Annotated in this window: 27 protein-coding genes and 1 tRNA gene; 12 read left to right on the top strand and 16 right to left on the bottom strand. The window is 70.2% G+C overall.

Going from position 1 to position 26589, the window contains the following annotated elements:
- Window positions 1-76 precede the first annotated feature (76 nt).
- Both SPF06_RS21000 and SPF06_RS20995 read right to left on the bottom strand, forming a co-directional pair.
- A tRNA-Pro gene (locus tag SPF06_RS21000) sits at window positions 77-153 on the bottom strand.
- A 104-nt stretch (window positions 154-257) separates the two neighbouring features.
- Window positions 258-854 carry a TetR/AcrR family transcriptional regulator gene (locus SPF06_RS20995; RefSeq protein ID WP_323281111.1) on the bottom strand — a complete coding sequence of 199 codons (597 nt, stop codon included), beginning with the start codon at window positions 852-854 and terminating at the stop codon, window positions 258-260.
- Between the two features lie 115 nt (window positions 855-969).
- On the opposite strand from SPF06_RS20995, the gene SPF06_RS20990 reads away from it, so the two are divergent.
- A complete protein-coding gene (locus tag SPF06_RS20990) occupies window positions 970-2079 on the top strand; it encodes an ABC transporter permease (RefSeq protein WP_323281110.1) in 1110 nt (369 codons plus the stop codon).
- A gap of 76 nt (window positions 2080-2155) precedes the next feature.
- Here the strand turns inward: SPF06_RS20990 and der are convergent, their stop codons facing one another.
- The 8 genes from der to SPF06_RS20950 form a co-directional block, all read right to left on the bottom strand.
- Window positions 2156-3610 (bottom strand): ribosome biogenesis GTPase Der, encoded by a 1455-nt coding sequence (gene der / locus SPF06_RS20985; protein WP_323281114.1) that lies wholly within the window; start codon window positions 3608-3610, stop codon window positions 2156-2158.
- A gap of 168 nt (window positions 3611-3778) precedes the next feature.
- Window positions 3779-4606, bottom strand: a complete 828-nt coding sequence (gene cmk, locus SPF06_RS20980) for a (d)CMP kinase (protein ID WP_323281109.1) — start codon at window positions 4604-4606, stop codon at window positions 3779-3781.
- Window positions 4588-5688 (bottom strand): prephenate dehydrogenase, encoded by a 1101-nt coding sequence (locus tag SPF06_RS20975; protein ID WP_323281108.1) that lies wholly within the window; start codon window positions 5686-5688, stop codon window positions 4588-4590. The genes cmk and SPF06_RS20975 overlap by 19 nt, the downstream gene beginning before the upstream one ends.
- A 16-nt stretch (window positions 5689-5704) precedes the next feature.
- Window positions 5705-6730 carry a pseudouridine synthase gene (locus tag SPF06_RS20970; RefSeq protein ID WP_323281107.1) on the bottom strand — a complete coding sequence of 342 codons (1026 nt, stop codon included), beginning with the start codon at window positions 6728-6730 and terminating at the stop codon, window positions 5705-5707.
- 145 nt (window positions 6731-6875) lie between these two features.
- Window positions 6876-7427, bottom strand: a complete 552-nt coding sequence (gene scpB, locus SPF06_RS20965; protein ID WP_323281106.1) for an SMC-Scp complex subunit ScpB — start codon at window positions 7425-7427, stop codon at window positions 6876-6878.
- Window positions 7417-8352 carry a segregation and condensation protein A gene (locus tag SPF06_RS20960; protein WP_323281105.1) on the bottom strand — a complete coding sequence of 312 codons (936 nt, stop codon included), beginning with the start codon at window positions 8350-8352 and terminating at the stop codon, window positions 7417-7419. The genes scpB and SPF06_RS20960 overlap by 11 nt, the downstream gene beginning before the upstream one ends.
- Window positions 8353-8380: 28 nt before the next feature.
- Window positions 8381-9280, bottom strand: a complete 900-nt coding sequence (locus SPF06_RS20955; protein WP_323281104.1) for a ParA family protein — start codon at window positions 9278-9280, stop codon at window positions 8381-8383.
- Between the two features lie 215 nt (window positions 9281-9495).
- Window positions 9496-10887: a cation:dicarboxylate symporter family transporter gene (locus SPF06_RS20950; protein ID WP_323281103.1), complete on the bottom strand. Its 1392-nt coding sequence runs from the start codon at window positions 10885-10887 to the stop codon at window positions 9496-9498.
- Window positions 10888-11024: 137 nt separating this feature from the next.
- Between SPF06_RS20950 and SPF06_RS20945 the strand changes: the two genes are divergently transcribed.
- The 4 genes from SPF06_RS20945 (at window position 11025) to SPF06_RS20930 (ending at window position 13902) form a co-directional block, all read left to right on the top strand.
- Window positions 11025-12683: a sensor histidine kinase gene (locus tag SPF06_RS20945; RefSeq protein WP_428985812.1), complete on the top strand. Its 1659-nt coding sequence runs from the start codon at window positions 11025-11027 to the stop codon at window positions 12681-12683.
- A complete protein-coding gene (locus SPF06_RS20940; RefSeq protein ID WP_323281102.1) occupies window positions 12680-13375 on the top strand; it encodes a response regulator in 696 nt (231 codons plus the stop codon). The genes SPF06_RS20945 and SPF06_RS20940 overlap by 4 nt, the downstream gene beginning before the upstream one ends.
- Window positions 13376-13500: 125 nt before the next feature.
- Window positions 13501-13641 (top strand): hypothetical protein, encoded by a 141-nt coding sequence (locus SPF06_RS20935; RefSeq protein WP_323281101.1) that lies wholly within the window; start codon window positions 13501-13503, stop codon window positions 13639-13641.
- Window positions 13642-13698: 57 nt separating this feature from the next.
- Entirely contained in the window at window positions 13699-13902 is a 204-nt protein-coding gene (locus SPF06_RS20930; protein ID WP_323281100.1) for a hypothetical protein, read from the top strand.
- A gap of 44 nt (window positions 13903-13946) precedes the next feature.
- Here the strand turns inward: SPF06_RS20930 and SPF06_RS20925 are convergent, their stop codons facing one another.
- On the bottom strand, window positions 13947-15584 hold the full coding sequence (locus tag SPF06_RS20925) for a S53 family peptidase (RefSeq protein ID WP_323281099.1): 1638 nt from the start codon (window positions 15582-15584) through the stop codon (window positions 13947-13949).
- A 140-nt stretch (window positions 15585-15724) separates the two neighbouring features.
- Between SPF06_RS20925 and SPF06_RS20920 the strand changes: the two genes are divergently transcribed.
- From SPF06_RS20920 to SPF06_RS20910, 3 genes are all read left to right on the top strand, one after another.
- Window positions 15725-16321, top strand: coding sequence for a nucleotidyltransferase family protein (locus SPF06_RS20920; protein ID WP_323281098.1), 597 nt, complete (start codon window positions 15725-15727; stop codon window positions 16319-16321).
- A gap of 148 nt (window positions 16322-16469) precedes the next feature.
- Complete coding sequence (locus tag SPF06_RS20915; protein WP_136612394.1) at window positions 16470-16673, top strand: cold-shock protein; 204 nt, start codon at window positions 16470-16472, stop codon at window positions 16671-16673.
- Window positions 16674-16876: 203 nt separating this feature from the next.
- Window positions 16877-17563, top strand: coding sequence for an SGNH/GDSL hydrolase family protein (locus tag SPF06_RS20910; protein ID WP_323281097.1), 687 nt, complete (start codon window positions 16877-16879; stop codon window positions 17561-17563).
- 8 nt (window positions 17564-17571) lie between these two features.
- Here SPF06_RS20910 and SPF06_RS20905 read toward each other — a convergent pair whose 3' ends face one another.
- From SPF06_RS20905 to SPF06_RS20890, 4 genes are all read right to left on the bottom strand, one after another.
- Window positions 17572-18228, bottom strand: a complete 657-nt coding sequence (locus SPF06_RS20905; RefSeq protein ID WP_323281096.1) for a GntR family transcriptional regulator — start codon at window positions 18226-18228, stop codon at window positions 17572-17574.
- 124 nt (window positions 18229-18352) lie between these two features.
- Window positions 18353-19306 carry a transketolase family protein gene (locus SPF06_RS20900; protein WP_323281112.1) on the bottom strand — a complete coding sequence of 318 codons (954 nt, stop codon included), beginning with the start codon at window positions 19304-19306 and terminating at the stop codon, window positions 18353-18355.
- Between the two features lie 38 nt (window positions 19307-19344).
- Entirely contained in the window at window positions 19345-20244 is a 900-nt protein-coding gene (locus SPF06_RS20895; protein ID WP_323281095.1) for a transketolase, read from the bottom strand.
- The gene (locus SPF06_RS20890; RefSeq protein WP_323281094.1) at window positions 20241-21578 is read right to left on the bottom strand and encodes an MFS transporter; all 1338 of its coding nucleotides are present in this window, start codon (window positions 21576-21578) and stop codon (window positions 20241-20243) included. The genes SPF06_RS20895 and SPF06_RS20890 overlap by 4 nt, the downstream gene beginning before the upstream one ends.
- A gap of 194 nt (window positions 21579-21772) precedes the next feature.
- On the opposite strand from SPF06_RS20890, the gene SPF06_RS20885 reads away from it, so the two are divergent.
- Genes SPF06_RS20885 through SPF06_RS20870 form a run of 4 tightly spaced genes read left to right on the top strand, consistent with a single transcriptional unit; the run spans window position 21773 to window position 25683 of the window.
- Window positions 21773-22597 carry a sugar phosphate isomerase/epimerase family protein gene (locus SPF06_RS20885; RefSeq protein WP_323281093.1) on the top strand — a complete coding sequence of 275 codons (825 nt, stop codon included), beginning with the start codon at window positions 21773-21775 and terminating at the stop codon, window positions 22595-22597.
- Window positions 22598-22628: 31 nt separating this feature from the next.
- Window positions 22629-23399 (top strand): SDR family NAD(P)-dependent oxidoreductase, encoded by a 771-nt coding sequence (locus SPF06_RS20880; RefSeq protein WP_323281092.1) that lies wholly within the window; start codon window positions 22629-22631, stop codon window positions 23397-23399.
- A gap of 45 nt (window positions 23400-23444) precedes the next feature.
- A complete protein-coding gene (locus SPF06_RS20875) occupies window positions 23445-25196 on the top strand; it encodes a dihydroxyacetone kinase family protein (RefSeq protein WP_323281091.1) in 1752 nt (583 codons plus the stop codon).
- A gap of 19 nt (window positions 25197-25215) precedes the next feature.
- Window positions 25216-25683: a ribose-5-phosphate isomerase gene (locus tag SPF06_RS20870; RefSeq protein WP_323281090.1), complete on the top strand. Its 468-nt coding sequence runs from the start codon at window positions 25216-25218 to the stop codon at window positions 25681-25683.
- A gap of 21 nt (window positions 25684-25704) precedes the next feature.
- Here the strand turns inward: SPF06_RS20870 and SPF06_RS20865 are convergent, their stop codons facing one another.
- A complete protein-coding gene (locus SPF06_RS20865) occupies window positions 25705-26550 on the bottom strand; it encodes an NAD-dependent epimerase/dehydratase family protein (RefSeq protein WP_323281089.1) in 846 nt (281 codons plus the stop codon).
- Between the last annotated feature and the right edge of the window lie 39 nt (window positions 26551-26589).

Here is a 26589-nt window from a genome sequence, read left to right as displayed (position 1 = left end):
AACCCCGCGGACAAAAGCAATAGCCCGAACCCACACTCCGTGGGTTCGGGCTATTCCAATGTCCTGAGACATCACATGGTCGGGCTGACAGGATTTGAACCTGCGACCCCTTGACCCCCAGTCAAGTGCGCTACCAAGCTGCGCTACAGCCCGAAAGTGCCTGCCCGTTCTCGCTGTTCGCGCCCGTTCAAGCAACCGCTTCAGCATATACGACGGGCCGCCCGAGCGCGAATCGAAGAGCCCTCGGCACGCCGCCGTCAGAGCCCTTCGAGGAGGGCGCGCGCCGAGTCGAGGTACCGCTTCTCGACGTCCCCGCCGGCGAACGCGAACTGCACAATATACCCCTGGACGAGGCCGACGACGGCCGGCGCGAGCCGTTCAGCCTCCGCCTGAGCGGCGCCGCCCGCAAGCCCCCGAGACGATTCGAACCACGCCTCCAGATAGGCGGCGATGCGCCCAGTCACGTCCGCGATAATGCCCCGCGCTACGTCGGCGAGTTCGCCGCTGTGCACGGCCTCGCCCCACACCTGGAGCGCGATCCCCGGGAAGAACTCGGTCTTCGGCAGCCCGGCCATGATCTCCGGGATGACCTCATGCGGCGGGGGAACCGGACGCGTCTCCCCCAGCACCTCGAGCATCGCGAGCCGCTCCTCGAGAACCCGCCGGCCGACGTCGACCGTGAGCTGGTCCTTGCCCCTGTAGTACACGTACACGGCGCCCGCGGAGAGTCCCGCCTCCGCGACGATGTCCGCCATCGAGGCCGCGGCGAACCCTTTGCGGCCCACGCACGCGAGCGCGGCGTCCTGGATGCGGCGCCGCATCGCCTCCCGATGCTCTTCGCTGACCTTCGGCATGGCCTCACCTTATAAGAAAAACGAATGCCCGTTCTTGACAGGATAGCCCGACCGAGCAGAATAGTGAATGAGCATTCGTTTTTTTACACTTCACCCCGCGACGAGAGGATCGGCCATGTCCGCCCAGACCATAGCCCAAGCCCCGCAGCACGCCCATCGCGCCGACACCGTAAGAGGAGCGCACACACCGTGGACCCACGCCCTCCGAGCGGCTCTGCTCGCGGCGGCCATCGTGTGCGTCGTCCTCCTCGCCTTCGCCTGGCCGAGCGTCACGGCGAAGATCCAGAATCTGCCGATCGCCGCCGTCGGAAGCGCCGGCCAAATCGCACAGGTCACTTCCAAGGCCCCGCAAGGCGCACTCGACCTCCACACGGCCTCAAGCCGGGACGACGCGATCGCCCAGATCCAGCGACGCGAGGTCTACGGCGCGATCGTGCTCGGCCAGTCACCCGAGATCCTCGTCGCGAGCGCCGCGAGCCCGGTGGCGTCGCAAGCACTCACCCAGCTGGGCGCGCAGATGCAGCAGGGAATCAGCCAACAGGCGATCGCGCAGCTCAAGCAGGCCCTCCAGCAGGCGCAGCAGCGCGCCTCCTCCCCGCAGGCCGGCGCTCAGCCAGGCGCCCCGCAAGCCGTCCCGACGGTCACCGTGACTGACGTCGTCCCCCTCTCCTCAGACGATCCGCGAGGCACGGGCCTCGCGGTCGCAGGGCTTCCGCTCGTGATCGGCGGGATCATCGGGGGCGCCCTCATCTCCCTGTTTGTCTCGGGAACGTGGCGGCGTCTCGCCGCCGTCATCGTCTACGGCGCGGCGGGCGGGCTCGGGCTCGCGGCCATCCTGCAGGACTGGTTCCACATCCTGCAGGCGGACTATTGGGTCAACGCGGCGGCGATCGGCCTCGGCATCGCCGCGACGGCGGCCGTCATCACGGGCCTCAACGCGCTCATGGGCCGCGCGGGGATCGCCGTCGGAGCGGTCACCACGATGTTCGTCGGGAACCCGCTCTCCTCGCTCACCCAGCCGAAGGAGTTCCTCCCGGCGCCGTGGGGCGAGGTGGGCCAGTGGTTCGTCCCCGGCGCGTCGGGGACGCTCCTCCGCGAACTCTCGTACTTCCCGTCCGCGGACGCCGCGTTCCCCTGGCTCGTGCTCGCAGGGTGGGCGGTCGTGGGAACGGTGCTCATCGCCGTCGGGCATTTCCGCAATCAGCCCGCGGCCGTCGAGGTCTGAGAGCCCCGAAAGGCGTACGACGGCGGCCCGGTCACCTTCCAGCAGAAGGCGACCGGGCAGCCGTCGTACGCGTGTGCTACTTCTTGCGCGAACGCTTCTCGCGCACGCGCATGCTGATCTCGATCGGCGTGCCCTCGAAGCCGAACGTCTCCCGCAGGCGCCGCGAGATGAAGCGGCGGTAGCCCGGGTCGAGGAAGCCGCTCGTGAAGAGGACGAACTTCGGCGGCCGGCTCTGCGCCTGCGTGCCGAAGAGGATTCGCGGCTGCTTGCCGCCGCGCACGGGGTGCGGATGCGCGGCGACGAGCTCGCCGAGGAACGCGTTGAGCTTCCCCGTGGGGATGCGGGTGTCCCAGCCGGCGAGCGCCTTGTCGAGCGCGGGGACGAGGCGGTCGCGGTGCCAGCCCGTCTTCGCCGAGAGGTTGACGCGCGGCGCCCACTCAACATGCGCGAGGTCCTTCTCGATCTCCCGCTCAAGCCAGCGGCGGCGCTCCTCATCCATGAGGTCCCATTTGTTGAAGGCGATGACGAGCGCGCGGCCCGATTCGATCGCGAGGTTGATGATGCGCACGTCCTGCTCCGCGAGCACCTCGTCCGCTCCGAGAAGGACGACGGCGACCTCCGCCTTCTCGAGCGCGGCCTGCGTGCGCAGCGAGGCGTAGTACTCGGCACCCTTGGCCATGTGCTGGCGACGGCGGATCCCCGCGGTGTCGACGAAGCGCCACACTCGCCCGCCGAGCTCGAGGTATTCGTCCACGGGGTCGCGCGTCGTGCCCGCGAGCTCGTTGACGACGACGCGCTCAGACCCGGCGAGCTTGTTAAGGAGCGAGGACTTGCCCACGTTCGGGCGGCCGATGAGCGCGACGCGGCGCGGGCCGCCGGAGCGCTCGAGGCCGGCGATCGCCGAGAACTCCGGCAGCACGTCCATTGCGGCGTCGAGCAGGTCGGCCACGCCGCGCCCGTGCATCGCGGAGACCGCGTGCGGCTGGCCGAAGCCAAGCCCCCACAGAACGGCCGCGTCGGATTCCTGCGCAAAGTCGTCCACCTTGTTGGCCACGAGCAGGACGGGCTTCTTCGACTTGCGCAGCATGCGCATGACGGCCTCGTCCGTCGCGGTCGCCCCGACTGTCGAGTCGACGACGAACAGGACCGCGTCCGCCATGCTCACGGCGATCTCGGCCTGCTCGGCGACGGACGCGTGGATGCCCTTCGCGTCGTGCTCCCACCCGCCCGTGTCGACGAGCGTGAAGCGGCGGTTGTTCCACTCCGCTGGATACGAGACGCGGTCACGCGTCACGCCGGGGACATCCTCGACAACCGCCTCGCGGCGGCCGAGGATGCGGTTCACGAGCGTAGACTTGCCGACGTTCGGGCGGCCGATGATCGCGAGGATCGGATCGATCCGGGTCGGCGCGTCCGGGTCCCATTCCTCGTCCATGCCCGCGAGAAGAGCCGCATCCTCGTCGTCGAGCTCGTAGTCGTCGAGGCCCGCGCGCAGGGTGGCCGCGCGCTGCTCCGCCTCGTCGTCGTCCATCGCCGCGAGGTGCTCGGCGATCTCATCGGTGCCCTCGGGCTCGTACTCGTCAGGGCCGATCTCGTCGATCTCGCTCACGGACGTTCTCCTTCATCGATTGCTCCGCAACTGTCGTTTTGACGGCTCAAAACGACAGTTGTGGAGCAGTGGTTGTCTGGGGCGGCCGGATCAGGCACCGGCCGGGCGGCCCACGGCCGCCTGGACGACGTCGAGGACCGCGCTCACGGTCTCCTCGAAGTCGAGGTCAGAGGAATCGACGGTGTACACGCCGTCGGCGGCCTGGGTGAAGCTCGCAACCGTCGAATCGCGGGCGTCCCGCTCGACGACCTGCTGGACGAGCTGCTCTGCGGTCTGCGTCCCGCCGAGCTGAAGCCCGCGGCGGCGCATGCGCGCCTCCTCGGAGGCGGTGAGCAGGAGCCGCACCTCGGCGTCGCGCGCGACGACCGTCGTGATGTCGCGGCCCTCGACGACCATGCGCCGCCCGTGCGCCGCGATGAGCGCCCGCTGACGCCGGATGAGCTCGTCGCGGACGCCGAGGTTGGTCGCGACGGCGCTCACGGAGGCGGAGATGCGCGGCTCGCGGATGGCGGCCGTCACGTCCTGGCCGCGGACGGCGACGTACTCGAAGTCCGCGCTCGTGCTGAGCTCGAGGTCGAGCGCCCGCGCCGAAGCCTCGACGAGCGCGCTGTCCCCGAGGCCGAGCTCGCGGTCGAGGCAGTCCCACGTCACAGCCCGGTACATCGCCCCCGTATCGAGATAGGCGAGGCGCAGGCGGCGCGCGACCTCCTTCGAGACGCTCGACTTCCCCGAGCCCGAGGGGCCGTCGATCGCGACGACGAGCGGGCGCCCGACGCGCACCGGCTCCCCGCCGGGCGTGTAGCGCACGCTCGTGCCGCGCGCGGTGCTCTCCGAGCTGATCTGCGCGCCGATTCCGGACCCGGCTTCCGCCCCGGCTTCCGAGCTGTGCCCGGATTCAGTCACTGCAGCACCCGCCATCCCCGCTCCTCCAGTTCCGCTACCAGTTCATCGTGCTTGCTCGGGAGCACGGAGATCTCCACCATGCCCACGTTGCGCCCGGACGAGTGGTCCAGCCGCAGGTCTTCGAGGTTCACGCCGATCTCGCCGATCTCCGTGAGCAGCTTCGCGATCTGCCCCGGGCGGTCGTCGACGAGGACCGTGAGCCACGCGTACGCCTGCGGCGGCCCCCCGTGCTTGCCCGGGATGCGGGCCTGGCCTGCGTTGCCCTCGCTCATGAGCTGCGCGAGGTCGAGCCGCGCGCCGGGTGCGGTGGGAGCCTCGAGCGTGCCGATGAGCCGTTCGACGTCCTCCCGGACACCGTACAGGTGCTGCACGAGCTTGTCCGCGTTGGCCCCGAGAATCTGCACCCAGAGGCCCGGATCGCTCGCCGCGATGCGCGTCGTGTCCCGCAGCCCGTTGCCCGCGAGCGAGAGGAGCCTTAGGTCCGTGCCCTGGAGACGGCTCGCGAGGAGCGAGGACATGACCTGTGGGAGGTGGCTCACGAGCGCGACGGCCTCGTCGTGCTCGTCGGCGTCGAACTCCGTGACGATCGCGCCGAGGTCCGTTCCGAGCGCCTTGGCGAGGCGCACGGCGTCGTCGGACGCATCGGCGTGCGCGCACACGACCCACGGCATCGACGTGAACAGCTCGCCGCGCGCCGCGACGGGCCCCGACTTCTCGCGCCCCGCCATGGGGTGAGTCCCGACATAGCGCGAGAGCTCGACGCCGCGCTCGCGCAGCTCCGCGAGGATGCTCGCCTTGACGCTCGCGATATCGACGACGACGGCGCGCGGCCACCGCGCGAGCGAGCGCTCGACGACGTGGGCCGTCACGTCGGGCGGCGCGGCGACGACGACGAGCTGCGGCTGGGCGCCCGAGTCCGCTTCGAGCTCTGAGACCGGCCGGCCCGCGCCGATGTCGACGGCGACCGCCTGATTGGTCGGCGACGTGTCCTCGAGGAACACCGGCACGCCGCGGTGCTCGAGCCCGAGGCCGATGCTCGCGCCGAGGAGGCCGGTGCCGATCACGACGACCGGCCCGGCGAGATGCGTGGAAGCCATCCTGTGCTGCCCCGGCCTAGAGTCCTACCGCGGCCATGAGGTGGCCGATTTCCTGCTTGCCGAGCTTGCGGATAGTGCCCTGCTTCTGGTCGCCGAGACCGATCGGCCCGATCTTCGCGCGGACGAGGCGCTGCACCGGGAACCCGACCGCGTCGAACATCCGCCGCACGATGCGGTTCTTGCCCGAGTGGAGCACGACCTCGACGAGCACGAAGCCCGGCGTCGAATCCACGAGCCGGAACGAGTCGACCTTCGCGATGCCGTCTTCGAGCTCGATGCCGCGGCGCAGCTGGGCGCCGACGCCCTGCGGCATGGGGCCGCGCACCTGCACGACGTAGGTCTTGGGCACCTCGTAGGAGGGGTGGGTGAGCCGGTTGGCGAGCTCGCCGTCGTTCGTCAGGAGCAGCAGGCCCTCGGTGTTGGTGTCGAGGCGCCCCACGTGGAAGAGCCGCTCGGGCGAGCCCGGGCGGAGGTAGTCCGAGATGCACGGCCGCCCCTCCGGATCGTCCATCGTGGAGACGACGCCGCGGGGCTTGTTGAACGCCATGTAGACGAGGTGCTCGTTCGTCTGGACACGCACGCCGTCGACGTGGATGACATCGGCCTCGGGATTGACGCGCGTGCCGAGCTCGGTGACGATCTGGCCGTTGACCTCGACGCGGCCCTGCTCGATGAGCTCTTCGCACACGCGCCGCGAGGCGACGCCCGCGTTGGCCATGACCTTCTGGAGGCGCACGCCCTCTTCGTTCATCTGGGCGCGCGTGCGGGGCTTGTGCTGCGGAAGCGGTGTCGGCGACTTGCGGTTCTGGGGCCGGACGGGGCCGAGGTTGCGCCCAAAACGCTCATTCGCGAACGGCGCCGCGTCCGAGCCCTTCGGCTGCGGCCGCTCGCCGCGCTTGCGCTGCCCCGCCTTCGGCGCGCCTTTCGCGCCCCCGCGTGCGGCGTTGCCGCGCCCTGCGTTTCCCGGCGCCCCGGAGGCGCCGTTCTGGGCAGCCCGCTGCCCTCTGTTGCGTGGTGAACCCTGGCGTCCCGCCTGTGTCATGACCCGGCCTCGATGTGTTGTGAAAATGGAGAATCAGTGCCCGCGACGACGCGGGGATGGGCATTCGGCCCCGATCTACGATACCGGATAGGCCATAGCGGCCGGCTTCGGGCGTGACCTGCGTCTCCCCCGGATCCCCGGGCAGCTACCGCTCGAGCTCGATCGAGGCGAGCTCGTCGAGCCCCGGCAGGTGCGGCGAGAGCTGGGGAAGGTCCGCGACGGAGCCGACGCCGAGCCGTTCGAGGAAGTACGACGTCGTCTGGTACAGGATGGCGCCCGACTCCGGGTCGGTGCCGGCCTCCTCGACGAGGCCCCGGGAGACGAGGGTGCGCACGACCGAGTCGACGTTGACGCCGCGGATTGCTGCGACGCGCGAGCGCGCGACGGGCTGGCGATAGGCGATGACGGCGAGCGTCTCGAGCGCGGCCTGGGTGAGCCGCGCCGTCTGGCCCTCGAGGACGTAGCGCGAGACGACGTCCGCGAACTCGGGCCGCGAGTAGAAGCGCCAGCCGCCCGCGACCGCGCGCAGCTCGAAGCCCCGACCCTCGGCGTCGTAGTCGGCCGCGAGCGCGGCGAGGAGCTCCTCGACGTCGGGCTGCGGGAGCTCGAGCGTGGCCGCGAGCTCGGCGGCGCTCACCGGCTCATCGACAACCATGAGCACCGCTTCGAGGGCCGCAGCCCTCCGGTCACCCTGCATGCTGATCCTCCCGGGTCGAATTCTCGCTGTCGCCGTCGGCCGCTTCGGGCGCGCCGCCGTCGTCGCGTTCCCTGTATTCCTCGTATTCCCCGTATTCCCCGTATTCCTCGCTCAGCCGCTCAGCGGACCAGCCCTCCCCCGCCGTCCAGCGGACGCTCAGCTCGCCGAGCGGGGCGGCCTGTTCGAACGCGACCGCGCGGTCGCGGAACAGCTCGAGCAGCGCGAGGAACCGGGCCACGACCACGAGGCGCGAATCGGCGTCGGCCGTAAGTACGCGGAAGCTCTGCACTCCCCCGGCCCGGAGTCGCTCGCCGAGGATCGCCGCCTGCTCACGCACGCTCACGGGCGGCGCGTGGAGATGCGCGAGGCCGACTTCCGACGGCGGCGCCTCCTTGGGTGCGAACGCCTTCGCCGCGAGGGCGGCGAACTGCTCGGGGGTGTGCTGCCACACGAGTTCGGGGAGGAGGGCCGCAAACACAGGTTCGAGGCTCACGGCACGCGGGAAGCGGCGGCCCTCCGCCTCGAACGTCGCGTCGAAGATCGCCGCGATCTCCTTGAATGCCTTGTACTGGAGGAGCCGCGCGAACAGGAGGTCCCTGGCCTCGAGCCGCGCCACGTCCTCCTCGTCCTCAACCTCGCCCTGCGGCAGGAGGCGCGCAGCCTTGAGGTCGAGGAGCGTGGCCGCGATCACGAGGAACTCGCTCGCCTCGTCGAGCGCCCATTCCTCGCCGCGCTCCTGCATCGCGCGGATGTAGGCGATGAAATCGTCCGTCACCGTGGCAAGCGACACCTCGGTGATATCGAGCCGACGCTTGGCGATGAGGCCGAGCAGCGCGTCGAAAGGGCCCGTGAAGTTGTCGAGGCGGACCTCGAAGCCCGACGCCGAGGCAGCATTTCCCGCATCCGCCCCGTTCGCTTCAAGCACCTCTGGATGGTGCCGCGCCGGCTCGGCGTTAGGGGGCGCCACCGCGGGCCACGAGCTCGCGCGCGAGCCGCCGGTAGGCCTCGGCGCCGGGGTGCGTGGCCGCGTAGCGGGTGATCGGCTCCGCCGCGACCGTCGCGTCCGCGAACTTGATCGTGCGCTTGATCACGGAATCGAAGACCTTGTCCCCGAACGCCTCGACAAGGCGGGCGATGACCTCGCGGCTGTGGAGGGTCCGCGCGTCGAACATGGTGGCGAGCACTCCGTCCACGGTGAGGCGCGGGTTGAGGCGATCCTGGACCTTGTCGATCGTCTCGACGAGCAGCGCGACAGCGCGGAGTGCGAAGAACTCGCAGATGAGCGGGATGATCACGCCGTGCGCCGCCGAGAGCGCGTTGACCGTCAGGAGGCCGAGAGAGGGCTGGCAGTCGACGAGCACGACGTCGTACTCGTCTTCGACCTTGCGCAGCGCGCTCGCGAGCACCTGCTCGCGAGCGACCTCGGTCACGAGCTGCACCTCGGCTGCGGAGAGGTCGATGTTGGCCGGGAGCAGGTCGAGGTTCTCAATCTCGGTATGGCGGATGGCCTCGTGGATGTCCACGTGGCGGTCCATCATGACGTTGTAGACCGTGAGGTCAAGCTCGTGCGGGTTGGTCCCGAGGCCCGCGGATGCGGCACCCTGCGGGTCGAAGTCGACGAGGAGCACGCGGCGGCCGTACTCGGCGAGCGCGGCGGCAAGGTTGATCGCAGACGTCGTCTTGCCGACGCCGCCCTTCTGGTTGACCATCGCGATGATGCGTGCAGGCCCGTGCGATGCGAGCGGCGCCGGAACCGGGAATTCCCGTTGGGGGCGCCCGGTAGGGCCCAGCACGGCGTCGGAAAGGTCTTGGGAGACGCCGTCCAGAGTCGCTGCGCTCTGCTCTGTGCTCACGTATCCATCCCGCTTTCGAATCGCTTGTTTGCGGCTTCTTGAGAACCCAGCCTACACAGCGGAGACACGCATCCTGTGGACCTTGACAAATCGGCCCGGGCGAGCCTTTACCTTCAAGTAGAGGCTCAAGGTTACAGCGGAAGCCCCGCCCTCGGGACGTTCAGGGGTCACCCTCGGGAGGTGACCCCTGAACGGACGTCGGGACGTCGGGTGGCTCAGACGCTCACGGGCTCGGCCGGCTGGCTCGCGCGGGGGGCCGTGTCGCCGTCGTCCGCGGCCTGCGCACCGTGGCCGTGCCCGGCGAGCATCGTGGCCTCGTCGAAGGGCCGCTGGCCCGAGAGGACCTCGCCGACCCGGTAGCGGTCGATCTCGCGCGTCCACACGCCCATGAGCACCGTCGCGACGGCGTTGCCCGTGAAGTTGGTGAGAGCGCGCGCCTCGGACATGAAGCGGTCGATGCCCACGATGAAGGACACGCCGCCCACGAGCTGCGGAGCGTGCGACTGCAGTCCGCCGGCGAGAGTCGCGAGGCCCGCGCCGCTCACGCCCGCCGCACCCTTCGACGCGATGACCATGAACACGAGGAGCGCGATCTGCTCGCCGAGATTCATGGGCTGGCCCATGGCCGTCGCGATGAAGAGGGACGCCATCGTGAGGTAGATCGCCGTGCCGTCGAGGTTGAACGAATAGCCCGTCGGGACGGTCACGCCGACCACCGGCTTCGACACGCCGAGGTGCTCCATCTTCGCAATGAGGCGCGGAAGCGCCGCCTCGGACGAGGACGTCGAAACGATGATGAGGTACTCGCGGCCGAGGTACTTCATGAGCTTGAAGATGTTCACGCCGGCGACCGCGCGCAGCAGGGTGCCCAGGACGACGACGATGAACAGGATGCACGTGATGTAGAACGCGACCATGAGCGTGAGCAGGCTCAGCACGGCCTTCCAGCCGGTCGAGCCGACGACGGCGGCGATCGCGCCGAACGCGCCGATGGGGGCAATCCACATGATCATGACGAGGATCCGGAACACGAGGGCCTGCGCCTGGCGGATGAGGTCGAGGAGCAGCGCGCCCGTCTTCCCCATGCGCTGGAGGGCGAAGCCCACGAGGAGCGCGACGAAGAGCGTCTGCAGGACCTGGCCCGACGTGAGCGCGGAGACGAGCGTATTCGGGACGATCCCGAGCAGGAAGTTCGTGGTGTCGGTGGACTCGGGCGCCTTGTACGTGGCGTCCTTGAGGTTGAGGCCAGCCCCGGGGTGGATGATGTTGCCGACCACGAGCCCGATGCCGAGCGCGAACGTGCTCATGACCATGAAGTAGGCGAGCGCCAGGCCACCGACCTTGCCGACGGTCCTGGCCTTGGCGATCGAGCCGATGCCGAGCACGATCGTGCAGAAGATGACGGGCGCGATCATCATCTTGATAAGGTTGACGAATACGTCGCCAAGCGGCTTGAGGTTGGCCGCGAGGCCGTCCTTGCCGGGGAACACCAGGCCGACGACGACGCCCAGCACCACCGCGACGATGACGGCGATGTAGAGCCAGTGCGTGCGATCGGCCTTCTTCTTCGCCGGCGTCTCTGCCGGCGCCACGGGCACGGTTGCCATGGATCCTCTTCCTCGAGTCTTTCCGCGTCGGAGTGACCGCGGTCATACAACCTTCCCGTACAGTGTGAGAAAGGCCACGGTTGCGGTCATATTGGTCACGCACTGCGATTGCACCGGGCGAAGGAGGACTGAGGCGCTTGCGGCACGTGAGCCTCGCGCGGCGGCTGTTCCTCCTGCTCGTGGTGGCCGTCATCATCTTCACGGCGTTCATCGCGACGGCGTTCTTCCTCGACGCGCGGGACCAGCTCCACCAGGCCGCCGGCACACGCACGCTCTCCGTGTCGGAGTCCATCGCAGACAGCCCGTTCGTCGTGAACGCCGCGCTCGGCGGCGCGACGTCCGACCCTTCCGCGGTCCTCCAGCCCTATGCGGCCAGGGCCGGCTCGGATGCGGGGCTCGACTTCATCACGATCATGGCCCCTGACGGAACCCGCTGGACGCACCCGAACCCGGCCGAGATCGGTGGGAAGTACATTGGGTCGACGGCCCAGGCCCTCGCAGGGCAGGCGTACACCGAGACGACGACGGGGACCCTCGGCCCCTCGGTGCGAACGATCGTCCCGATCAAGGACCCGGCCTCGGGGCGAGTCGTCGGAATGGTCGCGACGGGCGTGACCGTGACCAACCTCGACGTCGCGCTCTCCTCGCGCATCCCCGCTGTGGTCGGGATCGGCGTCGTCATCCTGCTCCTCGGCTCCCTCGGCGCGAGGCTCCTCGAGCGGCACCTCGCGGCGGCGACGCACGGCTACGGGCTCGAGCAGCTGAGCCAGCTCTTCGCGTACTACGAATCGGTGCTCCACTCGGTCCGCGAAGGCGTCGTCCTGGTGAGCCCGCAGCGCCGGCTCGTGATCCGGAACGACCAGGCCTCGGAGCTCCTGGGGCTCCCGGCCGCCGAGGCGGAAGCCACCCCTCCCCTGCTCGACGACCTCGACCTCCCCGAGAGCCTCCGTGACCTGCTCGCGAGCGGCCGCACGGCCCACGACGAGATCCATCTCACGAAGGACCGTATGCTCATCGTCAATCAGGAGCCGGCCTGGGCGCCGTCCGGGCGCGGCACGCGCGCGCTCGGCTCGGTCGCGACCCTGCGCGACCAGACCGAGATCGAGACCCTCGGCTCCGAGCTCGCGACGATGCGCACGCTCTCCGACGCGCTCCGCAGCCAGACCCACGAACACGCCAACCGGCTCCACACGATCGTCTCCCTGCTCGAGCTCGGCCGAACCGGCGAGGCGCTCGCATTCGCGACCGACGATCTCGCCCTGAGCCAGGCACTCGCGAACGAGCTCGTCGTCTCGGTGCAGGAGCCGGTGCTCGCGGCGCTCGTCATGGGCAAGGCGGCCCAGGCGCACGAGCGCGGCGTGCAGCTCGACGCCGAGGCCAGCGGGAACCTGGCAGCAGCGGGGCTCGAGCCGAAGCATCTCGTGACGATCGTCGGCAACCTCCTCGACAACGCCATCGACGCCGCGGCGGGCGGCGACGCGCCCCGATGGGCGGCGCTCGAGATCCACGAGGACGGCGCCGGCGTCGTCATCGAGGTCTCGGACTCCGGGCCCGGGGTGCCGGCCGAGGAACGGGCGCGCATCCTCCAATTCGGCTACTCGACCAAGCCCCACGGTTCGGCGGGCCGCGGGCTAGGGCTCGCCCTCGTGCGACGCTCCGTCGAAGCGCTCGGCGGAACGCTCGTCGTCGCTGGCGAGCGCGGGGCGGTCTTCACCGTGACGATCCCCGCACGGCCCATCAGCGAACAAGCAGTCAGCGCCCAGGCACCCACACTTCCACGGGAGGGAGAACTGTGACCGAGCTCCGCGTCCTCGTCGTCGAGGACGAGCCCATTGCCGCCGCGGCCCACGCCGCGTACATCGGCCGGCTCGAGGGCTTCGCGCACGTCGGGACGGCCCACGATGGCGGGACCGCCCTCCGCCTCGCGGGTGAGCTCGCGGCGGCGGGAACCCCCGCGGACCTCGTGCTGCTCGACATGAACCTCCCGGACCTGCACGGGCTCGACGTCGCCCGGCGGCTCCGGGCGGCCGGCCACCATCCCGACATCCTCGCGATCACGGCCGTGAGGGAGCTGCCGGTCGTCCGCAGGGCCATCTCCGCGGGAGTCGTGCAGTACCTCATCAAGCCCTTCACGTTCGCGGCCTTCGCCGAGCGGCTCGAGCACTACCGCCAGTTCCGCGCCTCCCTTGCCGGCCCCGACGGCACGGCGTCGCAGAACTCGGTCGACGAGGCGCTCGCGGCCCTCCGCGCCCCCGTCGGCATCCCGCTCCCGAAGGGCCTCTCCCCCGAGACACTCGAATCGATCCGGGCCTTCGTCCGCGAGCGCCGCGCCCCGGTCTCGGCCGCCGAAGTCATGGAGGCCGTGGGCGTTTCCCGCGTCACCGCCCGCCGCTATCTCGAGCATCTTGCCGAGGCCGGCGTCCTCACTCGCTCGGCCCGCTACGGAACGCCGGGCCGCCCCGAGAAGGAGTACCGCTGGGCCGGCTGATCGGCTCGAAGCTCTTGCGCGTGTGCCCTGCCCTCCGCGACGGCGCAGGAATACCTTTTAACCGAGGGGATTTACCCGAGGGGAAGAGAAGGGAACGCCCCTCAGCCGAGCGGACAGGAGGAGCCATGAGAACCGAACCGAATGGGTCCGAGGCCGAGGTCTTCGGCGTCGCAGCAGGGACCGTGGACGTGTCCGCGATCCCCGACGGATCCGGCAACGATCGCGATGGGGACGAAACCGACGACGAGCGATTCGACGCCGGATAGCGCGCCGTCGCCCGTTCTCGCCCAGGAAATCCGTCGTCCAGGAAAGAGGACTACGCCATGACCCACAGCGTCGACTATGGCAATACCGAGGACGACGACCTCACCGAGCCGCTCGACGGCCGCGACAGCCAGGCGCCCGAAGGCTCGTCGGACAATCCCGAGCTCCTCGACGAGGTCGATCCGCTCCACGATCCGCGGCGGCTCATCGAACTCGATGTCGAGGAGGAGCCGAACCCGGACATCGACCTCGGGTACGACTGACGGCGCCGAGGCCCGGTCGCGTGCGGCCAGGCCCCGGCTCCACGTCACCCGGCCGGGGATCCTTGGACGGCCGCCGCGAGCCCCGCGCCGTTCGGGGCGCCCAGGCCCGTGCACGCGTCCCAGCCCTGCCCGGCCGTGTATCCCTTCGTGCCCGGCTGCGAGTCTGCCGCCGCGATCGCGTTCGTGCCGGACGCGATGTCCCGGAACGCCGAGGAAGGCCGTGCGTAGAGCCACGCGTTGTCGAGCCGGAGGGTGCCACCCGAGAGCTCCCGGAGCCTCGCGGCGAGGCCGCTCCACAGGGGCGCGACGGCGCTCGTCCCGCCGACCACGGCGGAGCGCCCGTTGACGTAGATCTGATAGCCCGTCACGTTGTCCGCGTCGCCCGCGACGTCCGGCACGCCGCGGCCCGAGTGATGCCCTGGATTGACCGAGGGCGGCACGTGGCGCCCCTGCTGCCACGCCGGGAGGGCGAAGACGTCGCTTACGCCGCCGCCCGTCGCCCAGCCGTTGTTGTCGTTCCACACCGTCTCGGCGGAGATCATGCCTCCTGCGGCCTCAAGCCGTGTCCCGCCGCAGCCCGTCGCGTTCGGGCTCGACGCGGGGAAGTCGACATGCGCCCGGCCGTCGTAGGCGGGATTCTTGACGGGAACCCCGTTCTGCTGGATCGTCTGCGGCTCGTCGGCCGAACCATGGTCCCCTGCCGCGACCATGACTGAGATCCCCATCGCGCGCGCATCGGCGAACAGCCCGTCCAAGGCGGACATCGTCTGCGCGGTCCAGAATCGCTCGGGGGCTCCCCAGCTGATCGAGATGACGTCCGGCTTGTTGGCCGTGTCGTGGATCGCCGCAGCGACGGCGTCGATGAAGCCCTGGTCCGTGTTCGGCGCGAAGTACACCGCGGTGGCGGCCTGGGGCGCGATCGCGCCGACGACGTCGACGTCGAGCACGACTTCGACGTCGGCCGGATCGCCGGGACTGTTGGCCGCGCCGTCGACCCCCACCGCCACGACGCGGGGCGTCTGGAGCCCGAGGGATGAGAAATAGTGGTCGAGGTCGGACTGCTGGAATCCGCCGCCGAACTCGAGGATGCCGACGGACTGTCCCGTTCCGTCCGTGCCCGGCGGGAATCCATACAGATCGGCGACCTCGATCGGCGTGAAGGACCTCAGGGCCGCGGGCGCCGCGGGGGCGGCCTCGTCGACGGCGACGATATGGGGCCGAACCTGCGGCCGCGAATCGAGGCCCACGACGGCCTCCACGATCCCCTCGAGGTGGGCGGGTACGGTGAGTGCGCCTTCCCGCCCGCGGTACCGGACGCCGTCGCGCTCGTAGTATGCAAGGCTCACACCGAATGCGGCGGACATCGCCGACGCCGGGCCGCGCAGCTTGACGAGCCGTGCCGCGTCGATCCGCTCGGCGACGTCAAGCCCATGGTCCGCGGCGAACGCGGCGACGGCATCGACGTCGCCCGGGGCCGCAGCGAACGATGCCGCTGCCTCCTCGCGGCTCAGAGCCTCGCCTTCGCCTTGAGTGCCTTTGATCCGCGCGCCCGGCGGCCGGCGGAGCATGACCGTGACTGTCAGGACGTCTTCGGGCGCGACCGGGCCGCGGAGTTCGGCCCCGCTGAGCGGCTCACGCTCGCTCCCGGGGACTGTGACGCGGGGAGTGCTTTCGTTGGCCACGACTACCACCCTCTCGTTGGAGTGTCGGAGCTCATCGGGGCCCCCCGCGATTCTAGGAGCCCGACGGTCGGCAAGGTATGGCTCCGTGACTCCTCTTCACTCGCAGCCCGGGGCGCAGCGCGTGGCGTAGGCTGAAACTCGTGCGTGCCGACCTGAGTGCGCCCGTCGCGGGAATACTGCTGGCCGCCGGCGCAGGCGTGCGCTTCGGGGGCCCGAAAGCCCTCGCTGCGAGTCCCGAGACCGGCAGTTGGCTGCGGCGCGGCGTCGACCTCCTTCTCGCGGCCGGCTGCGAACCGGTCGTCGTCGTCCTCGGCGCCTCGGCCACGGAGGCCCGCGCGCTTCTCCCTGATGATCCGCGCGTCATGCCCGTGATCGCCGCGGATTGGGCCGAAGGCATCGGGGCCTCGCTCCGGGCGGCCCTCGACGTCCTCGGCGGGCAGGGCGCGCCGCTCGCCGCGCTCGTCACGCTCGTGGACCTCCCCAAGCTCAACGGCGAGGCGCTCGCCCGGGTCGCACTCGGCGCCGTCGGACCCGAGTCGCTGCGCCGGGCCGTGTACGACGGCGCCCCGGGCCATCCCGTGCTCATCGGCAGGGCACATTGGGCGCCGCTGCGCTCCGTCCTCGCGGGCGACGTCGGCGCTGGCCCCTATCTGCGGGCCCACGGCGCGGAGCCGATTGACTGCACCGGACTCGGAGGAAACGAAGACGTTGACCGCCAAAGCGGCTCTAACCGGTAAGCTGGAGACGTAGTTGAAGTGTTTCGCAGTATCTTGGCGATGCTGGCCTCCGCCGGAGGCTGTGTGTTGACTCTGATGGGCGGGTACGGACACGACTGCGCACGCACCCCGAAGGTCGGGGTCGGCAACGTCCAGGAGGACACACAGCATGGCAACAGGAACCGTCAAGTGGTTCAACGGCGAAAAGGGCTTCGGCTTCATCGCTCCCGACGACAACACCGATGACGTCTTCGTTCACTTCACGGCGATCGAGGCGAAGGGCTTCCGCGAGCTCCAGGAGGGCCAGAAGGTCGAGTTCGAGACCCAGCAGGGTCCGAAGGGCCTCCAGGCCGCGAAGGTTCGTCCCCTCTGACGAGCTTTAGCATCATTCCGAAAGGGCCGGCCACGTTGTGGCCGGCCCTTTCGTTGTCCCACCCTGCCGCGAGGCGCGCAGCCGCCCGGCGGCGGCGCCGGGGCAGGAAACCGCTCGGGGGTTCCGCCGCTGCGGGATACTGGAACGCAGCAAGCAAGTCCGGCTGCACCGAGGCCGGCCCGAATTGATATCCCGGGGGCTCCGTGGAGAATAGCGAACGCACGCCGCCCTTCCGGCGCCGTCCGCTGAGGGCAGTCCTGCTCGCGGGAGGCGCTGCCGCGCTCGTCGTCGGGCTCTCGGTTGCAGGCTCGGGCCTCATCCCGGCGCGCGAACGGCTCGTCGTGATCGGCGACTCCCTCAGCACGGGGCTGGGAAGCTCGGCCGCGGACTCATGGCCCGTCCTTGTCGAGCGCGACGAAGAGACGCGCCTCGACCAATTCGACGTCGTGAACGCCGCCCAGAACGGGAGCGGCTACGTCACCCCGGGCGACGAGGCGGGGACCTTCATGACGGAAGTCACGCAGTACGTGACGCCCGAGGCGCGGGTCGTCCTGTTCTTCGGGTCGGACAACGACATCGGGAGCACCGCGGACCAGATCCGGGAGGCTGCCGAGAGCGCCGTCGAGGCGGCCCGCGAGCGCGCGCCGGAAGCCCGGATCATCGTCGTCGGCCCGCCGTCCTACTCGGCGAATCCCGACGCCGAGCTGCTCGATATCCGAGACGCCCTGCGCTCCGCGGCGTTCCGCACCAAGGCGACGTTCATCGACCCGATTGCGGAGGGCTGGATCGCCGAGCGCGCCGACGAGCTCATCGGCCCTGACGGCGAGCATCCGAACGCTGCGGGCCACCTCCGGCTGGCCGCACTCATGGAGGACGTGCTGGACCGCTGACCGCCGGGTCAGCCGACGAGGGTCTCCGCCGCCTCGTCCATGTGGCCGAGGATCGTCTGGCGGGCGACGGCGGCGTCCCCCGATTCGATCGCGTCGACGATCTCGCGGTGGCGGCCGATGCCCATGTTCCGCGTGGCCCTCTCGGCGCCGGAGAACATGATGGACATGCGGATCGACCCCTCGAGCGACTCCCACGAATGCAGGAGCGTCTCGTTTCCGCCGAGACGGCACAGGAGGCGGTGGAACTCGAGGTCGGCCTCGATCCGGTCGGCAAAGCTCGCCCCAGCCGAGTCCTCCATGACCTCGATCGCCGCGCGGAGCTCCCCGACCGAGCGCGCGCGCCGCGGCTGCTCGATGAGCGTGCGGGCCGCAAGCGATTCGAGGGCGCCGCGGACAGCGAAGATGTCCCGGATTTCCTTCGCGTCGAGGTGCCGGACGCTCAGGCGCCCGCGCGGCCCCGCCGAGACGAGCCCCTCCTGCTGGAGCTGTCGGAGCGCTTCGCGGAGGGTACCGCGGCTGATCTGGAGCATCTCGGAGAGCTCGGTCTCCACGAGGTGACGGCCCGGCTCGAGGTCGCCGGACGTGATGGCGCGGCGGAGCGCAACGAGTGCCTGCTCCCGCAGGCTCGTCTTCTCAAGCCCCAGCAGGGCAGCGGTCGCGGTCATGCGCCCTCCCATGTCTCGGCCGCCGCGCGCTGCGGCTGCGGCGGTGATGTCAACTGTCATCATAGGCGCGCCGGTCGCCGCCGGACTCAGCCGACGACGACCGGCGCGGCGTCGCGCGGGTGCATCAGCCCAGCTCGGCGAGGACCCGCTCGACGATGCGGTCTCGCGAAAGCCCGTAGCGGTCGTGGAGCGTCGGCAGCGCGCCGGCGTCGAGGAACCGGTCGGGAAGCCCGATCGGCACGACGCGGCGGGCCTCTCCCCTGCGGATGAGCGCCGACGCGACGGTCTCGAAGAGCCCCCCGACCACCGTGTGGTTCTCGAGCGTGACAGCGAGCCGGTCGCCCGCGAGCTCGCGCAGCACCGTCTCCTCGTCGAACGGCTTGAGCGTGGGCGTGTGGACGACGGCCGCGTCCACGTGGTGGGCCGCGAGGGCCTCCGCGGCCTGGAGCGCCCGCATCGTCATGAGGCCCGAGGAGACGAGGACGACGTCGCGCCCGCCCCGGAGGACCTTCGCCTTGCCGAGTTCGAACGAGTAGTCGTATTCGTCGAGGACCGAGGGCACCTTGCCGCGCAGGAGGCGCAGGTAGGTCGGGCCCGGCGAGGCGGCGAGCTGCGGCACTGCCTGGGCGATGTCGACGGCGTCGCACGGGTCGACGATCGTGAGGTTCGGCATCCCTCGGAAGATCGCGACGTCCTCCGTCGCCTGGTGGCTCGGGCCATACCCGGTGGTGAGTCCGGGAAGTCCGCCGACGATGTTGACGTTGAGCTCCGGCTCGGCGATGTCGAGGCAGATGAAGTCATACGCACGGCGGGCCGCGAACACGGAGTAGGTCGTCGCGAACGGGACGAGCCCCGCCTGCGCCATTCCCGCGGCGGCGCCGAACAGGAGCTGCTCGGCCATGCCCATCTGGAAGTACCGCTCGGGGTGGCGCTCCGCGAAGAGGTGCAGATCGGTGTACTTGCCGAGGTCTGCCGTGAGCCCGACGATCCGCTCGTCCTGTTCGGCAAGGTCCGCGAGCGCGCGCCCGAACGGGGCCGGAGTGGTCCGTTGTCCTGGGTCGGCGAACGAGGCGATCATCGCGGAGGTCTTGAGCTTGGGCGTCTGAGCCGCCGTCGTCACAGTGCCACCTTCTCTCGAGTCTGTTCGGCATATCCTGCCGTGAGCTGCTCTTGGCACACGGCCCACTCGTGCTCTTCGATCCGCATGAAGTGGGCCTTCTCGCGCTCCTCGAGCAGCGGGACTCCGCGTCCGACCTTCGTGTCGCACAGGATCACGGACGGGGCGCCGTGGCCGCCGTCGTCGACCGCTTCGGGGCCTTCGATCCGCGCGGCAATCGCGTCGAACGCGCCCAAGAGCGCTCCGACGTCGTTCCCGTCGACCCGCTGGACGTGCCAGCCGCACGCGGCCCACTTCTCGGCGACCGGCTCCGTGCGGAGCACGCCCGCCGTCGGGCCGTCCGCCTGGAGCGCGTTGATGTCGACGACGGCGATGATCCGCCCGAGGCGATGGTGGGCCGCGCCCATCGCGGCCTCCCACGTCGAGCCCTCGTCGAGCTCGCCGTCGGAGAGGAAGTTCACGATGCGGGCGGGATTGCCGCGCGCGCGGAGCCCTAGGGCGAGGCCGACGGCGATCGTCAGCCCGTGCCCGAGGGAACCGCCCGAGATCTCCATGCCCGGCGTGTAGGTCGACATGCCGGACATGGGGAGGCGCGAATCGTCGGATCCGTACGTCTCGAGCTCCTCGACCGGGACGATGCCGGCCTCCGCAAGCGCGGCGTAGAGCCCGATCGCGTAGTGGCCCGTCGAGAGGAGGAAGCGGTCGCGGCCGTCCCACGCAGGATCCTCGGCGCGGAAGGCGAGCTGGTCCGCGTAGACGGCGGCGAGAATGTCCGCGGCGCCAAGGGCCTGGCCCACGTAGCCCTGGCCCTGGACCTCCCCCATAGCGAGTGCGTGCTGGCGGATGCGGTAGGCGGCGGCCTCGACCGCTGCTTGTCGGGTCTGCTGTTGCGGCGTCATGCGCGCACCTCGTGCGGCGTGGCCGCGGAGGCCTCCTCGGCGGCTTCGCGCTCGCGCGGTCCCCACGTCTCGCGGGTCACGATCGCGGCCCACAGCCCGATCGCACCGTACACGCTGAAGAGGAGTGCCGAACCGACCCATCCGAGGGCGACGTACAGGATCGTCGTGATGAACGGCGTGAAGCCGGAGACCATGGCCGAGATCTGGTAGGCAAGGGATGCCCCGGACGAGCGGGTATTCGCGCGGAACAGCTCGGGGAACCAGGCACCTTGGACGCCGGCGAGAGAGTTCTGGCACACGGCGTACGCGATGACGATCGTGGCGATGACGAAGAAGAACAGCCCCGTGTTCACGAGGAGGAACATCGGAACGCCGAACAGGACGGCGAAGGCGCAGGACCAGAGGTAGACGGGACGCCGGCCGATCTTGTCCGTGAGCTGCCCCCACGCCGTAGTGGCAAAGATGCCGATGGCCGACGCGATGCAGAGGGCCGTGAGCGTCTCGGTGGTGTTCGCAAGGTGCTTGCTGTTGAGGTAGGAGATCATGTAGGTCACCGAGACGGCGTAGCCCGCGGTCTCCGCGATGCGCAGGCCGATGCCGCGGAGGATGTTGCGCCAGTCATGCTTGACTACCTCGACGATGGGCGCCTTGGTCAGCTGCCCGGCTTCCTTGACGCCCTCAAACACGGGAGACTCAGGCACCTTGGACCGGATGACGAGGCCGACGCCGACAAGCAGGATGCTTGCGAGGAACGGGACGCGCCAAGCCCACATGTCGCCCAGATGGACGCTCACGAGGAAGACGAGATTGGCGAGCAGCAGCCCCACGGGGAAGCCCGACTGGACCATTCCCGTGAACCTGCCCTTGTTCTTCCACGGCGCGTGCTCATAGGCCATGAGGATCGCGCCGCCCCATTCCGCTCCGAAGGCGATCCCCTGGATGATGCGGACCGTCACGAGCAGAGCTGGCGCGAGCAGGCCGACCATCGCATAGGTTGGGAGGATGCCGATCGCGAATGTCGCGAGGCCCATGACGACGAGCGACGCGACGAGCACGGGCTTGCGGCCGAGGCGATCGCCGAGGTGCCCGCCGATGAAGCCGCCGAGCGGGCGGGCCGCAAAGCCGACGCCAAGCGTCGCGAAGGACGCAAGCGTTGCGGTCACGGGATCCGCCCCCGGGAAGAAGGCTTTGCCGAAGTAGAGGGCCGCGGCTGTGCCGAAGCCGATGAAGTCGTAGGTTTCAATGACGGCACCCACGCTGGAGCCGATGGCCACGCGGCGGGCGTCCGGGGTTCCGTGGACCGGGCCGCGTAGGACCAGAGCCTCGTTGCTCATTCCTGTTCCTTCCAAGATCGACCGGCTTCCGGAGAATTCCTCGGACAGCCGATGTCGACAGTCAACATGATATGCCAGTGTGCGCCGCGCCACATTCAATGTCAACCGTCGACCTTTCAGGTTGACTGTTAACATTCAACAGCCATATCGTGTAAGGCAGATCACCTCCCCCAGGTACCCGGAAGGCCACGACGATGTACCACTCCCGGCTCGGATGCTCCTCAATCAGTTTCCGCCACCTCGACCTGCCCTCGGCGCTCGCCACCATGGCAGACATCGGGTTCGAAGAGATCGACCTCGGCGCGCTCCCCGGCGTGTGCGACCACGTTCCGTACACGCTCGACGGCGATGCCGTCGCCACAGTGGCCAGCCACGTGACCCGTAGCGGGCTCCGCGTTCGCTCCGTCAATGGCGATATCGGCGACCTCAACGAGCCCCTCGGCTCAAAGGCCCGCCGCGAACGCCGCGAGCACCTGGCCCGGCTCCTCGACCTCGCGGAGGCCGTCCAGGCCGAGGCGCTCGTCCTCCCGTGCGGCGCCCTCAGCCACGAGCCAGCCGCTAGCCTCGACGCCGACCTCGACCTCGTTGCCGAGGAACTTGCCCGCGCCGCCGAGGTGGCCGCCGAACGGGGACTCGGGCTGTGGACCGAATCGCTTCACGTCCTGCGCCTGAGCTGGAACCTCGAGCGGGCGCTCGCGCTCTCCGACCGGCTCGACGGAACGGCCGTACGGCATGTCCTTGACGCGAGCCACGCCGTGGCCTCGGGCGGCAATTTCGAGGCGGCAGCCCGGGCCCTCGGTCCCCGCATCGCCCACGTGCACCTGCGCGACGCCGTGCACGGCGACATCCATCGGAGCATCGGCGCAGGCGACGTGGACTTCGCGGGTGCGATGACGGCCCTCCGGGACATGGGCTACGAGGGTCACTTCACCCTTGAGCTCGAAACGCGGGACCTCGAGCACAGCGAACGCCCCGCGGCGGCCGCGAAGGCAGCAGACTTCATCACCGCCCTCATCTGACCCCCACCACCAGAAGCAAGGAAGCATCACCATGACCACACAGCGCACCGCCATCCTCACCGGCGCCACCTCCGACCGCGGCATCGGTGTCGCGACCGCCCGCCGCTTCGCCCGCGAGGGCTGGGGCGTCGTCATCCTCGACCTCGACGGCGAGAAGTCCGCCAAGGTAGCCCAGGAGATCGCGAACGAGTTCAACGTCGCGGCCTTCGGCCACGAGATCGACGTCGCAGACGAGGCTTCGGTCGCCGCCGCCCAGGCTGCCGTCGCGGCCGAGGTCGCGGCCGGACGCCTGCCCCGGGTCGGCGCGCTCGCGAACATCGCTGGCATCACCTCGCCCGTCCCGTTCCTCGAGACCGACCTCGCCCTGTGGAACAAGGTCATGGCCGTCAACGCGACGGGCACGTACCTCGTGACGAAGGCATTCCTCCCCGCCATGATCGACGCCGGGTGGGGCCGGATCGTCAACATGTCCTCGGTCTCCGCGCAGCGCGGCGGCGGCGTCTTCGGGCGCGTCCCGTATTCCTCTGCGAAGGCGGCCATCCTCGGCTTCACGAAGGCGCTCGCCCGCGAGATCGCTCCCACCGGCGTGACGGTCAACGCGATCACCCCGGGCGCCGTGGACACGAACATCCGCGTGGGCAGCACCGACGAGCAGGAGGCCGCGATCGCGCGTGACATCCCCGTGGGCCGCACCGCGACGACCGAGGAGATCGCCGCGGTCATCACATGGCTCTCCTCCGAGGACGCCTCCTACCTCACCGGCACGACCGTGGACATCAACGGCGGCAGCCACATGCACTGACGCCGCGAGGCGCGAGTGCACGCAGACACAGTCGAAGGAGACCCCATGACGCACATCGCCAACGATCCCGCCGATTTCGCCGACGAGGCCCTCGAGGGCTTCTGCGACGCGTACTCCGACCTCGTCGGGCGCGTCGAGGGCGGGGCCATCCGCCGGACCAGCCCGTCGCGGCCCAAGGTCGCCGTCCTGCTGGGCGGCGGTTCGGGCCACTACCCCGCCTTTGCCGGGCTCATCGGCGCGGGCTTCGCCGACGGCGCCGTCGTGGGCAACATCTTCACGTCGCCGTCCGCGCAGCAGGCCGTCTCCGTGGCGCGCGCCGCGGAGTCCGGTGCCGGCGTCGTCTTCGCCTACGGCAACTACGCGGGCGACGTCATGAACTTCGGCGTCGCCACGGAGCGCCTGCGCGCCGAAGGGATCCGCGCCGAGAACGTCATCGTGACGGACGACGTCGCGAGCGCACCGGCCGAGGAGAGCGGGCGCCGCCGCGGCATCGCGGGCGATTTCGCGGTGTTCAAGGTCATGGGCGCCGCCGCCGAGGCGGGTGCCGACCTCGACGAGGTGGTCCGCGTGGGCCGCAAGGCGAACGACGCCACCCGGACGATGGGCACGGCCTTCGCCGGCTGCACCTTCCCCGGGGCCGAGGGCCCGCTCTTCTCCCTCCCCGAGGGGACCATGGGGCTCGGGCTCGGCATCCACGGCGAACCCGGCCTCGACGACCTCCCGCTCCCCCGCGCCGAGGATCTGGGCCGGGACCTTGTCGCGAGGCTGCTCAACGAGCGTCCCCACGGCGCGGGGAACCGGGTCGCGGTGATCCTCAACGGCCTCGGCAGCACGAAGGCCGAGGAGCTGTTCGTCCTGTGGCGCACGGTCGCGCCCCTTCTGCGCGAGCCGGGCCTCGAGATCGTCGCCCCCGAAGTCGGCGAGCTCGTGACGAGCCTCGACATGGCCGGGGTCTCGCTCACGCTCATGTGGCTCGACGGCGAGCTCGAAGAGCTGTGGCTCGCGCCCGCGGAGACCCCGGCGTACCGGCGCGGGGCGATCGTACTGAGTGAGCGTTCGGCGCCAAGCACGGCGCCAGCACCGCGCGCGGCGAGCTCGCGGGCGACGGCTGCGGCGAGTGCCGCGAGCGCCGCGTCCCAGGAGTACGCGGCACAGTGCCTCGCGGCGCTGGCCGCGGCGCAGCACACGCTGCACGAGCTCGAGCCCGAGCTCGGCGTGCTCGACGCGATAGCGGGCGACGGCGATCACGGCCGCGGTATGGTGCGCGGCGTCGACGCCGCGGTCGCCGCGGCCACCAGTGCGGCATCGGCCGGGCGCGGCGCGGGGTCTGTCCTCGCCGCGGCGGGCGACGCGTGGGCAGACAGAGCCGGCGGCACGTCCGGCGTCCTGTGGGGCGCGGGTCTTCGCGCGTGGGGCGAGAAGCTCGGCGACGAGGCACGGCCCGACGACGGCGCACTCGCGGCCGGCGTCGCGGCGTTTGCGCAGCGCATCGTCGAGCTCGGAGGGGCGCAGCCCGGCGACAAGACCCTCGTCGACGCCCTCGCGCCGTTCGCCGCAGAGCTGAGCTCCGCCGTCGAACGCGGCCTGCCCGTGCGCGAGGCGTGGGAGCGCGCCGCAGCAGCCGCGGACGACGCAGCGCGGGCCACGGCCGGGCTCCGCCCCCGCAAGGGGCGCGCGCGCCCGCTCGCGGAGAAGAGCGTCGGCACGCCGGACCCCGGTGCCATCTCGCTCGCCGCGGTGTTCGCAGCGTTCGGGCCGGAACTCGATCCCCTCACGGCCGCGACGGCCGCCTCCTGAACTGAAAGGCGAACCAACCATGAGCGGATTGAGGATTGTGCTCGGCTCGGACGAGGCCGGCGTGGACTACAAGGACGCGGTCGTCAGGGATCTCGAGGCCGATCCGCGCGTCGCCGAGGTCATCGACATCGGCGTGCACCGGGGCGACGACGACTTCGCGAAGCCGTACCCCTACGTGGGCCTGGCCGCGGGGCAGCTCATCCGGGACGGGCAGGCGGACCGGGCCATCCTGTTCTGCGGAACGGGCCTCGGCGTCGCGATCGCCGCGAACAAGGTCGAGGGCATCCGCGCGGCGACGGCCCACGACTCGTTCTCTGTGGAGCGCTCGGTGCTCTCCAACAACTGCCAGGTGCTCACGATGGGCCAACGGGTCGTGGGGCTCGAACTTGCGCGGCGGCTCGCGAAGGAGTGGATTGGCTACACCTTCGATCCCGCCTCCTCCTCGGCCGCGAAGGTCAAAGTGCTGAGCGACTACGAGGGCTGCTGACCCGCGAACCCGGCTGAGCGCCTAGGCTTCGTGGCGCCAGCTGTATTGCGGCTCGTACCCGAGGAGCCGGCGGGCCTTGCCGATGCTGAGCATCGTCTCGTGCTCGCCGAGCTCCTTGATCACGCGCACGTCGGGGAACACCTCCTCGGCGAGCGAGACCGACGAGCGGCTCATGACCGTGTCCGCGGCCGCGATGATGTACGCCTCGAACCCGGGCCTCGCCGTGAGCAGCGCCTTCTCGATGGCCTGGGCGCCGTCCCGTGCATCGATGTAGCCCCACAGGTTCCACTTGCGGGCGCGGGCGTCGGCGTCGAACGAGGGGAACTGCGCGTAGTCCGCGGGAACCATGACGTTCGAGAACCGGAGCGCCGAGATGCTCAGCTCGGGATTCCAGCGGCACAGCTGGCGCGCCATCTGCTCCTCGAGGTGTTTGACGAGCGAGTAGGTGCTCTCGGGACGTGCCTCGTACACCTCGTCGACCGGGATGTACGGCGGGTCGTTGTCGAAGGGGAGGCCGAGCACCGTCTCGCTCGACGCGTACACGATCCGATTGATCCCGAGCTTCCGCGACGCCTCGAAAACGCTGTAGGTCGAGAGCATGTTGTTGCGGAACGTCGCGGAGTCCGGTGCGAGCCCCGGCGCCGGGATCGCCCCGAGGTGCACGACGGCGTCGATCCCGTCGTAGCGGTCGTCAACGCCGCCGAGGGCGTCGATCACCTGCCCGTAGTCGGTCAAGTCGGTCTGAATGAAGCCTGGGTCGCGCTCGCCGGCGCGGTCCAGGTTCCATACCTCGTGGCCGGACGCCCGCAGGCTGTCGACGGCGACCCTGCCGAGCTTCCCGCTTCCGCCGGTCAGTGCGATCTTCATGGCATACCCCTCCGGCCGCGCCCGGGCGGCCTGTCAGAC

Source organism: Sinomonas terricola (assembly GCF_034931225.1).
Classification (GTDB): Bacteria; Actinomycetota; Actinomycetes; order Actinomycetales; family Micrococcaceae; genus Sinomonas; species Sinomonas terricola.
This window is presented reverse-complemented; position numbering and strand designations above follow the sequence as displayed.